Here is a 14,523-nt window from a genome sequence, read left to right as displayed (position 1 = left end):
CACGCCGCCCTCGCCCCGCCCTACCCGCGGCGGACCGCATCGGCGACTACTCCGACGCCGACCTGCTGGCCCTGGCGTCCTGGCTGTTGAGCGACGGATTCCAGCTCGACCGCGACACCCGCATCAACCAGGCCATCACCGAACTGGGCTTCAAAAAACGCGGCCGCGTCATCGTCGAACGCCTCACACGCGCCTTCGAACAGGCCCAGCACACGGCAGACAGGGAGACCCCGCAGTGAAACCTCTCGATCCCCTCACCCTCGAGCGCGTCGCCCGCCTCATCGTCGACATCGACGGCCCCTTCGAACGCCGGGGCTATCAGCTCACCCAGCTCCTCCAACGCGCCGGATGGCCCCAGCCCGCCGAGTACGACGGCTCACCCCGCATCCCCTGGCTCTCCGACATCCTCACCAGCACCGACGATGTGGCCGCCGTCAGCCGGCTGCTGTGCCGCATCTGCGACCCGCTCGAATACGACGACGGCCTCGCCTCGGCCGACCTCGTGCGCCAGACGCTCAACACTCACCTCGCCGCCGAACAGCTCACCGTCACCTACGTCTCGGGACGTCCCGTCCTGGGCCAGCCCGGCACCGACGGCCACACCACCGTCTTCACCGCTCCCGACGACCTCGAAGCCCGCATACGGCCCCTCGTCAGCAGTGAAGCCTTCCTCCAGCAGCTCATGGAGCGTGTCACCGAAACCCAGATCTGCGAACAGCACGGCGCCTACGGCCTCACGCTCATCGGCATCGGCAGCTTCGCTGAAGCGCTGCTCCTGGACGTCCTCACCCACCGCGACCCCACCCTGCTGCAAGGCTTCCCCATGCCGAACGGCAAGCTCGTGCCTCCCGAACGAACCAGCTTCTCCTTGCTGCTTGACACCGCTCGCTCCCGCGGCTGGATCCAGATGGATGCCCACGACTTCATGAAGATCGTCCGTGACTACCGAAACTTCGTCCACCTGCGCCAACAACAAGAACGAGGCGTCACACCCGACCGCGACACCGTCGGCATGTGCTGGGGCCCGGTCCTCGCCGTCCTCAACGACCTCGAGACCAGTCGCTAGTGCTTCGGCTGCGTCGAGTGCACCGCTATGCGTCGAGCGATCAGGCGAATGCGGCGGCCTGGCGAGCCCGCTCAGGGATTGCTGGCCTCTTGCTTGCGGCGCCGGCGGAGTTCGCGTTGGGCCTGGGCGCGGGCGCATTCGCGGGAGCAGTACTTCACTCCGGTGGTGCGGTGCTGCCGGTATGCGGCGCGGCCGCGCTGACGGACGAAGGCGCGGCCGCATCTTTCGTTGGCACAGTGGTGGACGGTGGCGCCTTCGACGAGGTGGTTGTACAGCTGCAGGAACGCCACGGAGTAGACGGTGGGGTAGCGGTCGGAGAGATCACCGATGCCGATGCTGAAGCGGCCCAGGGCCCGGTTCAACACCTCCTGTAGCGAGGTGAGTTCGGCGTCGATGAGAAGCTCCTGCAGCTCCTCGAGCGACTGCGGCCACGGCGGTTTGTGGTCCTGGGTCTGTGTGCGCAGATCGGCCAGGGTCTCCTCGGTGACGTGCGGTCGGACGAGTTCTTCGAGGCCGCCCTCGCGCTGGCAGGCAAGCCATGTCGTGATCGCGGCCTGCGCGGTCCGCACGTAGATGGCCACCAGATCGCGGTGCACACCGAATGGGTAGGGCTGCTGCTCGCTGTCGGCTTCGGGGATGTCCTGCACCTCGAAGTACACGTCCTCGTTGGCGAAGGACAGATCGTCGCGGTCGGCGCCGAAGAGGGGTCCGTAGGCCGCCATCATCCGGGCTGCGCCCTCGATGTCGTCGGCCGGCAGTTCCATCAGCTCGCGCAGGTAGAAGTCCTCGGGCAGCTCCACGGCCGGGCGGTCCTCGAAGGGGGCCGGGGTCCACAGGATCCAGTCGCCCTTGACGCGCACGTTCTTGATGCGCCGCGTCAGGGGCGGGACCGGGATAGTGGATCCGGGCCACAGTGTGGGACGAAAACGTGGGTCAACGTACTCCGTCATGGCGGCATGATAGCCGCTACGGTGGTAATACGAAACAGTGGCACTTCGTACTACGCGAAGAGGGCCGCGGACGAGGAGGCACAGCAGTGACCGACTGGCTGGCACGAAAGACCATCGGAGACCAGCACGAACACACCGTCAAAAACGCACTCGAAGCACGCGGCTGGATTGTCCACCCCTGCGGACAGGGCACCTACCCGGCACCCATCCGGCAAGCCCTGCGCCACACACCTTCGGCACTGCGCTACTTCCCCGACCTCATCGCAGCCCGCGGCAGCGAACTCGTCACCATAGACGCCAAATCGCGCATGCCCAGCACCACCTCCCGCAACTACGCCATCTCCCACAAGTGCGCCCTGGCAGGCCTGCAATTCATGGGCGTCCACGCGCCCGTGCCGCTGTACTACGTCCTGGGCGACCTCCATGTCCTGACACCCGCGGAGGTCCTCTACAACAGCTTCCACACCCTCCACCCCACCAACGGCGCCTACCACCTGGTCAGTAGCCAGCGGGCCTTACCCTTCGATGACGTCTTCGGGACCGGCACCACCTACGAGTGCGCGGCCTGACCCCGACGGGCCCCACAGAGCGCTCTTCCTGGAATCGAGCATCCGGGCCCGAAGTCCGCGTCGGCATCAGAGACCCTTGGCCAACGGGTGACAACACCGTTCGACTTGGCTCTTCTTCCACCGCTACGGGGGCGCAGGTCTGATGGAGCTCACCTTCATGCCGTGTGATCAGGAGCAGGATAGTGGCAAGGCGTTGGCCAGGAGAGGAGGGCCTGTGGACGTGGGGGAGCGGTGGGCGTACCGGGTGGCGCCACACCACGGACCCGTCGCAGAGGTCGAGGTCCTGAAGATGGGCACGCAACGCCCGGTGCGGGTCAAAGTCCGCTTCGTCGCGGAGGAAGCGGAAGGCCGGCAGGAGTGGGTGCCGCCGGCCCGGCTGCGGGTGGCCTGGCAGGACAAGGACGCCTGGCTGGCCCGCGAGGAGCGGTGGAGCGAGCTGACGCGGGACAGTCCGGACGATGACGACACCGTCTTCCGGGCGGTCGTCATCCTGTTCGACGAGCATCTGTGGGAGGGGCTTGTGTCTTTCGGCGTCAACTACCGTGACCGGGGCCTGCTGTACGTCGACGATGTCCCCGCGCTGGCCGCGCTCCTCGACGTGCCCGAAAGCTTCTTCTGCAGCGATCCACGGGCCTTCACCGACACCGACGGCGCGCTGACCGCACCCTGGCCCACCACCGTTGAGGTGGCACGACTCCTGGCCCGCACCCGCGCCGACCACCTGATGGCCGTCGTGGACAAACACGAACGCCAGGCACGCCAAGACGCGATCTACGGCCGCTACTACCCCGGCCGCGGCAAGATTCCCGGCACCCACATCAGCGCCGAGATCTGCGCAGAGGTCGACCGCAGCAACCAACCCGCCTACAACCTGCTGCGCCAATGGTGCGGCGCCGACGTGGTCGAGAGCTTCGAAGAACTCAAGGCCCTGCGCGACGAAGTCCTCCGCATCGGCCAGCTCATGGAGCAGGCCATCGGCAGCCTCCGCCAGGCCGGACAGACCCGGGCAGCCGACCGCTTCGAGCGGGAACTCGGCATCCCCCTTGAGACGCTGCGCCAGGCCGAGCGCGACGACTGACACCCCCGACCGACCGGGCACCGACGACAGGAAGATCCGTGTCCCGCACCAAGCTGAATGAGCGCCAACTCGACGTCCTGCGCCGCATCTGCCATGGCCAGACGCCCATCACCTCCGACGACTCCGACCTCGCCACAACCGTCTACGCCTTGCGCAATCGTGGCCTGGTCACCACAACCCGGGCCGACGGCCGCTGGAACGCAGCCCCCACCGAAGCCGGCCTCCAGCACCTCGCCCACACCGATACCACGCTCGCCCCACGCCCAAGCGCCTCTGCCCCGTCGACGGCACCCGAGGCAGCCGAACTGATCACCAGACTTCAGCAAGCAGGTGGCACCCTGCACATCATCAACCCCACCCCGGACGAGCGGGCCCACTGGCGCCGCGTCCTGCACGCCGCACGCGCAGACCATCTGATCCCCGACGGCCACCATATCCAGCACACCGGACGCGACAAAGGCGACCTGATCATCGCCCTGCGCCCCGGGCCACCGCCGCGACGCTCCACGCCCCCAAACGAGACCGTCCCCGTCTCCGACGACCTGCCCCCAGACAGCTTGCACTCCGCAGCCGCCGCAGCACACATCCCGGCCTGCCCCGACTGCCAGCCCCGCGCCCGCCGCATCCTCCATGCCCTCTGCCATGCAGCCGAAGCCAAGAACTACACGGTCAGCAACCCCGAGACCGGTTCAGCAGCCAGCCTGGTGATCACCATCGGCGACAGTTCCTTCCCGCTCTCCTTCCACGAAGGCTCCTACGAGGTACCCGACCCCAGCGGCGCGAAGTACGCCTGGCAACGCGTGACCGCGCGCACCACACGCCCATCCCACGAACTCGAGCTCAGCCTTGAGTACACCTACGCCCATCGAGGCCGACGCTCTCACTGGGGCGACCGGCAACGCTGGCGCCTGGAAGACAAACTCCCCGCCCTGTTCCGAGAGATCGGCCACCGCGCACACGCCGAGTACGAACGACTGCAGGTCCAGCAGCGTAAGGAAGAAGAGACACGCCAACGCTGGCTGACTGCGATGCAGCAGGCTCGCACTGCCCTTCTGGAAGATCACCGGCTGAAGGCCCTGCGCACGCAGGTACAGGCCTGGCAGGAAGCCACTGCCATCCGCGCCTACTGCGACGCGCTCGAAGACCACCACGCCACCACCGACGTGGCCGAAGCAACCACTGCCTGGACCACCTGGGCCCGGGCCTACGCGGACCGCATCGACCCCGTACCTCAGAACCCAGGACTACCGGACCCTCCGACGATCACACCAGAGGACCTGCGCCCGTACCTGCGTGGTTGGAGCCCGTACGAGTCCAAACGGGCATGAAAGAAAGGGTGTGTTTGAAGGCGTGTATGTCCGTGACGTGACAGATTGGTCGGGGGCTTGTAGATCAGGTCGCGCTCCTGTGGTTGTTGATGTGGCGGACGGTATCGGCGGCTGCGCTGTTGGCTGTCCAATACCGCCTTCACCACACCCGAGCACCTCATTCAGACCATCTGGCACGGCATCGTCCCCACCTCATCGACGGATGCCTCACCGGGACCGGACTTTCCCTCACCCCAACGACTTCATGAGTCAAGCTCAGTAGGCGGAAGCGGGTGGGAGGAGACGGTCCAGAACGGCGTCGTGTTCTTGGAAGACCACCCGGCCCACGTCGCGCAGTTCGCGGGCGAGCTGCAGGTCGATGTCTTCGGCGGCGAGCGGGCCCAGCAACACTGCGGACGGCCGGGTTCCGGCGTCGTGGAGTGTGGCCAGGTCCATGGCGACGAGTCTGGCGCCGTACAGGCGGGCGACAGTGTGCGCGATGGCGAGGCCTGGCCCGTCCAGGTCGCCTGTGTACTGCAGCGCCACGCCCTGGTCGACGGCGAGTTGCAGCAGGGCGTGGTCGACGGCGCGCAATTGTCCGCTGGTGCACGCCAGCGGCGCAGGATGGCCTCGGGCGAGGGCGGCTTCGAGGACGGAGGGGTTCTCCACCACGGTGAGGACCTGGGCCGGGTCCAGACGTGGGGGAGTGCGGGTCAGGTCGAACAGGTGCAGCGCGACTGGGGCGACGGCGTCGCGCAGGCGTCGGTCGACCGGTCCTTCGCCGATGGCCTGGACGTGGTGGAGCAACACGGTGGCGGTGAGCCGGTCAGGGACCACTCCGGTCTGCTCGAGCAGGGCGCGGATCCGGTCCGGCCGTGTCGGCTCCACCTGTCCGGTCAGTTCGGCGACCAGGGTGACGAGTCGGCTGCCGGCGAGAGTGTCGAGATCGAAGAAATGAGGGTCGCCGACGGTGTCGTGGGCGAGCTTGGGTAGCGAGACGGGCGGGTCGGCCGGCAGGCGTTTCGCCACGGCGGCGAGTGCGTCGACCAGTTTGCGCACTCCTGTGCCTTCGTCGACGCCGATCCCGGCGGCGCGCATCCGCGCGACCAACCCCGGACACGCCGACAGTTGCGCGGCCGCGTACTGCCACACATCCTGGCGCAGCGCCGTGTCGCTCATGCGCTGCCGCGCGCGGTCGACCACTGGCCGTCCCACAGCCTGCTCCACCAGTGCCACCAAGTCCTGCGGTTCCAGCCGCAGTACCTGACGTAGCGCTCGCACCGGCACTCGCGCCCCGCGGGCATCCACGACGACTGCGGAGGTGCCACGCCGTAGTCGGCCCGCGTCGTCCAGCCACGCCCGCAACGCCGCTACCCCCGCCGGTGGCAGACCGGTCACCCGCACACTCGCCATTGCTGCCGGATCCGTCCCTGCGCACAGCCGGTCGTGCACGGCCGCCCACAGCGGGGCCAGTGCCTCATCGCCCGCGACCCATTCCCATGTCGTGCCCATCAGCTGGCCACTCCACCGTCGAAGCCCGGGCCGAGATCCAGCGTCAGCGGCTGCGCCTCCCCGTGGCCCTGCCACAGCCACGGCACGGTCACGCGGTGCTTCCCGCTGGTGATGACCTGGTGGATGACGACCTGCCCGGCCTCTTTCTTGATCACTGGGGTCATCGAGGGGGCGGTCGCCAGCACGTCGAACTCCCACCGGCGCAGCAGTCCCAGCATCTGCCGAAGGTTCGCGTCGTCGAACGCCGCGTCCAGTTCGTCGATCGACAGCAGCCGCGGCCCGCGGTACTCCCCGCTGTACATCGACCACGCGGCCGCCAGGAGGGGCAGCATCGTGGCCAGGCGCCGTTCTCCGGTCGACAACGTCTCCAGCGGGTTCATGCCGCGCGGCTTGACCTCCTTGAAGCGGTCCCCGTCCCCGTCGCTGAACGAGGAGTGTGTCACCGAGATCGTCCACTCGTGCCAGGCCCGGTAGTCGAAGGTGTGCGCGACCCGGTCCGCCCACGTGTCCCCGACGGACTCGTCCATCCGCTGCCGCAGCACGTCATACATCCGCTCGAACATCTCGTCCGAGGGGGGACTTTTCACCAGTTCCACCATGGCCTTTGCGTCCGCGTCTTTGCGTACCGCCCACTCGACCTTCACGCCCACCCGGGCCACCCCGGTACGCACGTCCGCCAGGGTCTGGCCGATCTGCTGCACCAGTTGATGGGCGAGATCCTGGCGGACCTGAACGTCGCGCTGCAGCTGGGCGAACATGCTGGTCTTGATGGCCTTCTTGATGTCGGCGCGCAGGTCTTGTTCCAGCTGGGCGACTGCCGCGCGCAGTGCCTCCACCGCTGCGCGCAGGTCTTGGCCGCGGGCGGCGGCCGGGTCGGCGACCTCGGCACGCTGCCAACCGGTGCCCGATATGTTGGTGAGGATGATCTGGCGGTTGAACCGGGCCAGTGCGCTGTTGGCGGTGCGGGCGGCGCCCTCGAGGGTCTTCAGCGCAGCGTCCCGGGCCCGAATCGCTGCGGCGAGCCGGTCCGTCCCCACTCCCGTGCCTGGCCCGGTGTGACGGTCGGCCTGCAGGTGTCTGGCCCAGGCCAGTCCCGCGGTCAGGTTCGCGGGCCGGCCTTCCGGCCCGGTGGAGATGGCCTCGTCGACCAGTGCCAGGCCCTCGTCGACGAGTCGGCCCAACCGGGTCAGGCAGGCATCGCGGTGCTCCTCGGCTGCCTGGCGCAGCGGCGCGACCTCATCCAGCCGCGCCCGGGCCGACGCCGCGTCAGCAGCAGCCTCTTCCTTGGCGTGTTGCAACTCTTCCACCTGCGCCCGGGCGCGCTCGAGCGCACCGGTGACCTCCTGCAGCGAGGCGCGCAGCTCCTCGTACTCGGCGCCGTGCAGGCGCCGCATCTCCTCGACAGCCGCCTTCTCGCGCCCCGCGTCCACGGCGGTCTGCTCTGCCTCCCGGGCGGCGTCGGCTGCCAGGGTCCGCCAGCGCCCGGCGGTTGCCGCGTCCTGGCGTGCCCGTCCCGCGAGGTCGATCACCCGCCCTGCGGCCCCCCGCCAGGCCTCGACCTGCCGGAACATCAAGGTGGTGTCCTCGCGGTGGGCGTCGGCCGCCTTCGGATCCGTGGGCAGCACGGTGCCGCCGCCCGCGTCGGCTGCCCGGTTCAACGCCCGCAGCGCTTGGCGCACGGCCTCGCCGGCCCGGCGGTGCCGCTCGCGCCCCTCGGCCGTGCGCCTGATGGAGTGCTGCAGCTGCTCGCTCGCGTCGTCCTCCTGCTGCTGGGCCGAAAAGACCTGATCCAGCGGCGGGAAACCCGCCTGCTCGGCATCGGCGTAGGCCTGGGCGGCCTTCGCCTGCTCCCACCCGGCGTGGCTGGCGGCCGCGGTCTGGGCCGTCTCCCGCGCGGTGCCTTCAGCCGTCCGGGCTGCGGCCAGTGCCGTGGCCGCCACCTGCTCGGCGTGTCGTGCCTCCTGGGCCAGCAGCTCCAGCGCGCTGCGGCGCCGCGCGGCAGCCACGTCCAGGGCGTGCAGTGCCTGCGCCAGCCCGCGTTCGGCGAGGCGGATGTCCTGAGCGGATTGGTTGCGGGTCTCCTGCAGCACCTGGAGAAGGCCCTGCCACCTCTCGCAGGCCTGCTCCCACCCGGCGGGGGAGGGGAACCGGTCCCGCTCCATCGCGGCGGCGTTCACCCGGGCGCGAGCACGCGCAGTCTCCTCGCGTGCCCGGTGCAATGCCCCCTGAGCCTGGTCGAGTTGCTGCTCCAGGCCGGCAACGTGCTGGAGCCGGGCGCGTTCGCGGGCACTTCGCCCGATGAACCGCGCCTGGTAGCCGACCGGTGCGACCGCGGTCGCCACCGCGATGGTGACCTGATCGCCCGCCGACGGGTCCAGGGGGATCGACCGCAGCAGCTGGTGGACCCGCTCGGGGGCGATCCGGCCCTGCGCGTCGGGCCGGAGCACGTCCGCCAGACTCGCCCCCGACGCCACAGCAGCTCCCGGGCGCAGGGTCACATCCCCTGCCACCGCCTGCCCGTCGGCACGCACCAGCGCGTCCAGCAGGCCACTGACCAGCAGAGCACCCTCGAGGCGATCTTTGGCCTCGTCCGTCAAGTATCCGGCGAAGTCCACCAGCGCCCACAACGGGGTGCCGTCCACGGGCTGCCGGCTGCGCCACAGCGGTGTGGGTGGCACCGGCGCCGCCCGCCGGGCCTGCTCCAGCTGCTGCTCCAGGTCACGGACCGTTTCCTGCGCGAGTGACGCCGCCTGGTCGGCGGCGTCCACCGCACGCTGGAGCCGCCCGGCGGCCGCTGCGTGCGCCCGCTCCAGGGACACCTGGATCTGCGCGACTGTGTGCGCGGCGTCGACCGTGGCCCCGTCCCCGGCCGGCTCCACCACCATGCCGACATCGATCAGCACCGCGTCACGCCGCCACACGCCGACCAGGCCCTGCCACTGCTCCCAGGCCGCCACGGACGCCGATCCGGCCCCGTCCGCTGCCTCCTGAGCCTGCGCGACGGCGGCCTCCGCCTGTGCGACCTGCCGCCGATGCGTCTCCTGGTGCTGCTCCCGGGCCTCCTGCTCGGCCGCGTCCTGCTCCCGGGCCTCCTCCTGCGCCCCGGACAACGCCTGGGCTGCCTGCTCGGACGCGCCGCGTTCCTGCTCCCACAGCATGCGTGCCTGCTCGCATGCGTCGGCCGCCTGCTCGGCCACCGCGCGGTCCGCAGCTGCCTGCCGGTGGTGCCCTGCCGCGTCGATCCTCGCCCGCGCCTCGCCGGCGACCTGAGCGAGACCGGCTGTCAGCTTCCCGACGGGCAACCGCTCCCCGTCGCCGCGACCGTCCCGTACGAGCAGTTCGAGGGCGGGACCGCGCAACTCCACTGCCTCGTCCGCCCACTGCCGCATCTCTTCCAGCAGCGTGTCCTCGGCCCGCGCCCGCGTCCTGCCCGCCTGGTCGGCCGTGGCCCGGTCCGTTTCCTCGATTCCTTCGGCCTCGCGCAGATCGGCCGCCGCCGCGACTTCCAGTCCCTGCGCCGTCGCATGGTCGCCGAGCGCGGCTTCCACCTTCCGCAACTGGGAGAGCCGGGTGTCCACCCACGCCAGCGGCGCCGCGCACGCCTCGTCGACCACGCTTGCGGCCACTGCCGTGGCCTCGGCCGCCACCAGATGCTCGTCGAGGGTGAGCAGTCCCTCCAGGGCCGCATCCGCGCCCAGCCGGCCCCCCACCACCCTCAGCGGCCCGGACACCGCCGACACGGCGCCCTGCGCCGACCGGACGCCATCCGCCGACTCCCGGGCGGCGCCCTCAGCCCGGGAAGCCTCCGCACCGACCTCGTCCGACCGTTTGGCCGCTGTGCGGGCGGCAGCGGCCAGTTCGACCGCCCGCTTCTCACGCTGCGGAAGGACTGCGCCCGCGTGCCCACGCAGCTCCTCCTCCGCCGCGTTCTTGCGCCCCTCCAACTCCCCGATCTCGGCCCGTGTTCTGGCCAGCAGCCCTACGGCCTCGGCTTCCCGCGCCCCGGCCTGCTGCGCCTCCTCGCTCGCCTGGCGCTCACGCCTGGTCTGCGCGTCGAACCCAGTGTTCGCCGCGATCAGCGAGGCGGCCTCGACCACCGCCACCGCCTCCACATACCGGCGATACGTCCGCTCCGCGCCCTGCAGCAGCTTCTCTTCCGCCCGGGCACGCTCCAACTGGTCCTCGAGCTCGGAGATCCGCTCCATCGCCTGAGCGATCACCGTCAGCCGCTCGCTGTCCAGTGCAGGCAGTGCGCTGGACAGCAACCGGCCCATCTCGGCCGCGGAGATCGCCTCCGCAGTGCGCACACTGCGCAGGCTCCGCAGCACCCCCACCAGCGCGTCGAACTGCACCTCGTCCAGCGGGGCGAACAACTCCTCGCGCACCGCCCGCCGGTAGTCGTGCTCGTCCCCGACCACCCGCAGATGCTCCGACAACCGTGCCCGGTTCGACGCCGCAGATGCAGAGCTGGAGGTGAAGGCCTGCCCCTGACAGGCAGCCAACTGCGCTGCAAGGTCACCGACCCGCACCGGCTCCCGGTCCACCTGCAGCCGCAGCTGCTCCCCGACCCGCCCCCGCGCCAGGAAGAACACCCGGTGCACTGCCTTGCCGACTGCCCTCAGCCACAGCCCGGTCGTCACATACTCCACAGCCCCGCCATCGGTGCGCCGCCCGTACTCCAGCCACCACACCCCCGTGCGGTCCTGCTGCTCGTCCCGGTCGGTGTGCCGGCTCAGCAACGTCCCCGCCGCCTTCCCCGACACCGACAAGGCAGTCTGCGACACGTCCGCGTCCAGCAGCACCGTGACCAGCATCGACGCCGACAAGGACTTCCCCGACCCGTTCGGCCCCGCGAGGGTCAGCCACCCGTTGCCGAACAGCAGCTCCTCCTCCGCCCAGGCCCAGGAGTTCACCACCCCGGCCCGCGTGGGCTGCCAGCGGCCCTGTGCGACCGGCACCCCCAGCCCGACGCCTTCGGCCCCGACGGGCCCGTTTCCGGCGATCCTCACGCATCCCCCTCAGCCGGTTCCACACCGGACGCCTCGCCGGGCTCCGGCCCCGCCACGCCGCGGGCCGCGTGCGCCACCCGCACTCGCCACAGGTGCACCCCAGGAGTCGCCTGCCACTGTTCTGCCTCACCCGCCACCGGTACCAGCAGCCGCGCGGCCGTCAGCTCACCGATCGCTGCCCGTGCCAACGTGGGAAGCTGTGCCCTGTGGCCGGCCGCCCAGTTCGGCATCACCGCCCGCACCCCCTCCAGCAGTTCCACGACGTCGCCCACCTGCACCAGCGAACCTGCCCGGTCCCGCTCGGACAGATGAGCCAGCAGCGCCAGCGCGGCCTGCCGCTCCATCCGCCGCCCGATGGGGAAGTCCATCGCGGTCCCGAGTCCACTGGGATCGGTGACCTCCCACCAGTCCCGGCGCACTGTCACCCCTAGCCCCAGGCCGGCCAGCAGTGCCAGCCCCCGCTCCCGGCCGGCCAGCGTGTGCAGGTACGCCGTCCCCGAGGTCTGCTCGTCGAAGGGATCCACACCCGGGTCGTCCACCAGCCGCCGCAGCGCCTGCAGCCGCCGCTCCTCCAATGACGCCGCCTGGTCCGGCTCCGGTGCCACCGGGTCGAGCAACGAAGCGGTCGACAACGCCGTCGCGTGCTCCTGCGGGGGCAGCGCGTCCAGGCCGAGCAGCGCGGGGGACAGTGACGAGAACCGCGCCGCCAGCCGGTCCCTCGAAGCCGTGAGCACAAGGTCAGCGTCCTCGTCCGCCACGACCCGCTCCAGGTCGGAGTCCGCCTCCACCGAACCCTCGGCCTCCAGGACCTGCAACGCGTCCACCAGATTCTGCCGGTGCCAGCGGGCCTCGTGTTTCGACGTCCCCTCCCCGGCCACCCACTGCACCCGCGGCAGCCCACCCGAGGCGGCCTCCTCCGCGCACACCTGCGCGAGGGCCTGCATCAACTCCCGCACGCTCAACCGCGGCCGCCGCCACAATTGCTCACACACCAGGCACACCAGCACCAGCGCCTCCTGCGACAGCAGCACCGGACGGCCCCCGCCACGGGCCACCGAAGGCCCCCGGTCACCGGGGACATCCACACGCCGCTTGTGCAGACGGACCAGCTGCGCCACCTCCAGCACCTCGAACGTCCAGCCCAGCTCCGACCGGAACAGCCCCGCCAACGCCGCCTGCCCCTTCACGGCCGCCCGGTAAAGCTCCGGCTCAGCCTCGGCCCGAAGCCGTCCCCGATCTATCAGCACCCGGGCCGCATCCCGCAGATCGGCCTCCAGCACCTCGCCGCTCATGCCGCCCCCCGCGTGACCGCATCGTCGGCCTGCTCGCTCGCATCGACACGGATACGCAGATCCGGGCCGGTCAAGACCCCTTCGGCCAACTCCACCCGGATCTGCCGGTCCGGCAACCCCGGCCGCACCCGCACCACGACGTTGGCCCCCTCGGCCACCGCAGACCCGAACCCCAGCACAGGGTCGAACTCCTGCAGCGCTGCCTCCACCGCCCGCAGCAAGATCACCGAGGCATCCGCTGCCAACCCCGCGAAATGCTCCAGCCCCACCTCTCCAGGCGTCACCAGCACCCGGGCAAACCGGCGGCGCAGCTGCGCCTCCTCGTGCGCCCGCACCAGCGCGCTCTCCCTGTCCACGGTGGTGTCCGCCAGCTTGCGGGGCCTGCCACCCGGTCTTCCCACCCGCTCATGCTCACGCAGCGTCACTTCTACGCGGTGCACCGTGAGTCCGGCTGCCGCCACCGTCGCATGCGCCACGTCCTCCTCAGCCGGACCGATCTGGGCGTGCCACGCCGGCCAGTCCCCAAATGCCGCCCCGTACACGCGCCGCGCCCGCTCCTCGCCGCTCTGCCGGTGCAAACTGCGCGCCATAGAGCGGAAGTCAGCCCCCAGATCCGCCCCTCGCCTCCTGGCCGCGTATCGCCGGTCGATCGCGATCAGGAGCGTGTGCACAGCACCAGTGGCCGAAGCGATCAACCGGTAGACCGTCCCGTCAGGCGTGAACCACGCCTCCAAGTCGGCCAAGCGACGCATCCGCTCGTCCACCCAGCGCTGCTGCTCGGCCGGGTCCACCAGACCCGCGTGCACGGCCGCAGTCTCCACGACCGGACCGTGGCCCACCTCCCGCAGCGCTGTCAGAGCGTCTCCCACTCGCCGCAGCGCCCGCCCGTACTCCCGCGGGAACTGCCGCAGCGCCTCGAGCACCCGGTCCCGGTTCCTGCCGAACACGTCGTCGTCAGTGACATCGGACTGGACCATCTGCGCCAGCGCGCCGTAGAAGTCGGCCGTGACCCGTTGGAGTTCATCGATCCGGGTCCGTACGTCATCGAGGTCCCCTGTCAGCAGTCCAGGATCGTTCTGGAAATGCTCCAGCATCCGGCGGACCGTCTGCTCCACACCGTCCAGCAGCCGGCTCGGCAGCTGCAGTGCACGACGGGAGTCCAGCACCGCTGCCCGCACGGCGGCCACCAGTGCACGGCCCCGCAGCGTCAGCGCCCAGGCCTCCTGCCGCGAGATCACCCCGCGGTAGTTGCGCACTGGTGCCGCATAGTCCCTGAACGGCTTGGCGAGCTCCCACTTGGCCAGTTGCTCAAGCGACGACAGCAACTGCTCCTCGGCCAGCCAATCGTGGTAACCCACGGTGCGCAGCTGCTCGAGGATCTGAGCCGGTGTCCACATCGGGCCGCGGGTGGACAATTCCTCCAACGCAGCCAGCAGGGCTGTATAGCGTTCCCGCACCAGGTCCTCGGGCAGGGCGAATACAGTCCAGTCGCTGGACAGAACGCTCCGCCACCACTGTCGCGATTGATCCATTCCGCCCATCGCCTCGTACGCTCCCCACGTGTACAGGGCTTTCCAGTTTGAAGGCCGTCACTGGCAGATCTCCCGCGAACCGGGAACAACGGCTGTTTTCTACCAGGGCGTGAAGCGCGGTCCGTTAGCACTTTGCCGTCCCGCCGCCGGCACTGACGAAACCCGAAAAGCGAATGCGTTTGCGGATTCGGTGGGAAAGCCGGGCACG

General features: G+C 70.2%; 10 protein-coding genes. 5 read left to right on the top strand and 5 right to left on the bottom strand.

Annotated features, from left to right (window positions below; translation table 11 throughout):
• Both FNH08_RS50635 and FNH08_RS08285 read left to right on the top strand, forming a co-directional pair.
• A partial coding sequence (locus FNH08_RS50635; RefSeq protein ID WP_194238413.1) for a hypothetical protein occupies nt 1–239 on the top strand: 239 nt, incomplete at its 5' end.
• A complete protein-coding gene (locus tag FNH08_RS08285; protein WP_194238412.1) occupies nt 236–1,066 on the top strand; it encodes a hypothetical protein in 831 nt (276 codons plus the stop codon). The genes FNH08_RS50635 and FNH08_RS08285, both read left to right, overlap by 4 nt.
• A gap of 71 nt (nt 1,067–1,137) precedes the next feature.
• Here FNH08_RS08285 and FNH08_RS08280 read toward each other — a convergent pair whose 3' ends face one another.
• Entirely contained in the window at nt 1,138–2,016 is an 879-nt protein-coding gene (locus tag FNH08_RS08280; RefSeq protein WP_228033976.1) for a hypothetical protein, read from the bottom strand.
• Nucleotides 2,017–2,102: 86 nt separating this feature from the next.
• Between FNH08_RS08280 and FNH08_RS08275 the strand changes: the two genes are divergently transcribed.
• The 3 genes from FNH08_RS08275 (at nt 2,103) to FNH08_RS08265 (ending at nt 4,991) form a co-directional block, all read left to right on the top strand.
• Complete coding sequence (locus FNH08_RS08275; RefSeq protein WP_322724003.1) at nt 2,103–2,585, top strand: hypothetical protein; 483 nt, start codon at nt 2,103–2,105, stop codon at nt 2,583–2,585.
• Nucleotides 2,586–2,805: 220 nt separating this feature from the next.
• Nucleotides 2,806–3,663, top strand: a complete 858-nt coding sequence (locus FNH08_RS08270; protein WP_152770736.1) for a hypothetical protein — start codon at nt 2,806–2,808, stop codon at nt 3,661–3,663.
• Nucleotides 3,664–3,701: 38 nt separating this feature from the next.
• The gene (locus FNH08_RS08265) at nt 3,702–4,991 is read left to right on the top strand and encodes a hypothetical protein (RefSeq protein ID WP_152770734.1); all 1,290 of its coding nucleotides are present in this window, start codon (nt 3,702–3,704) and stop codon (nt 4,989–4,991) included.
• Between the two features lie 255 nt (nt 4,992–5,246).
• Here FNH08_RS08265 and FNH08_RS08260 read toward each other — a convergent pair whose 3' ends face one another.
• From FNH08_RS08260 to FNH08_RS08245, 4 genes are read right to left on the bottom strand one after another with little or no spacing between them, the layout of a single operon-like run.
• Nucleotides 5,247–6,482, bottom strand: coding sequence for a TIGR02679 domain-containing protein (locus tag FNH08_RS08260; protein ID WP_152770732.1), 1,236 nt, complete (start codon nt 6,480–6,482; stop codon nt 5,247–5,249).
• A complete protein-coding gene (locus FNH08_RS53485; RefSeq protein WP_152770730.1) occupies nt 6,482–11,491 on the bottom strand; it encodes an SbcC/MukB-like Walker B domain-containing protein in 5,010 nt (1,669 codons plus the stop codon). The genes FNH08_RS08260 and FNH08_RS53485 overlap by 1 nt, the downstream gene beginning before the upstream one ends.
• Entirely contained in the window at nt 11,488–12,783 is a 1,296-nt protein-coding gene (locus FNH08_RS08250) for a DUF2398 family protein (RefSeq protein WP_152770728.1), read from the bottom strand. Before FNH08_RS08250 ends, FNH08_RS53485 begins: the two co-directional genes overlap by 4 nt.
• Nucleotides 12,780–14,324, bottom strand: coding sequence for a DUF2397 family protein (locus FNH08_RS08245; protein ID WP_152770727.1), 1,545 nt, complete (start codon nt 14,322–14,324; stop codon nt 12,780–12,782). Before FNH08_RS08245 ends, FNH08_RS08250 begins: the two co-directional genes overlap by 4 nt.
• Between the last annotated feature and the right edge of the window lie 199 nt (nt 14,325–14,523).

Source organism: Streptomyces spongiae (assembly GCF_009377185.1).
GTDB lineage: Bacteria > Actinomycetota > Actinomycetes > Streptomycetales > Streptomycetaceae > Streptomyces > Streptomyces spongiae.
Note: the sequence above shows the minus strand (reverse complement) of the source record. Positions and strands in the feature narration are given on the sequence as shown.

Excerpts from the sequence above, each read along its gene's own strand:
- FNH08_RS08280 (WP_228033976.1), bottom strand. The coding sequence starts at position 2,016 with ATGACGGAGTACGTTGACCCACGTTTTCGTCCCACACTGTGGCCCGGA.
- FNH08_RS08260 (WP_152770732.1), bottom strand. The coding sequence starts at position 6,482 with ATGGGCACGACATGGGAATGGGTCGCGGGCGATGAGGCACTGGCCCCG.
- FNH08_RS08250 (WP_152770728.1), bottom strand. The coding sequence starts at position 12,783 with ATGAGCGGCGAGGTGCTGGAGGCCGATCTGCGGGATGCGGCCCGGGTG.
- FNH08_RS08245 (WP_152770727.1), bottom strand. The coding sequence starts at position 14,324 with ATGGGCGGAATGGATCAATCGCGACAGTGGTGGCGGAGCGTTCTGTCC.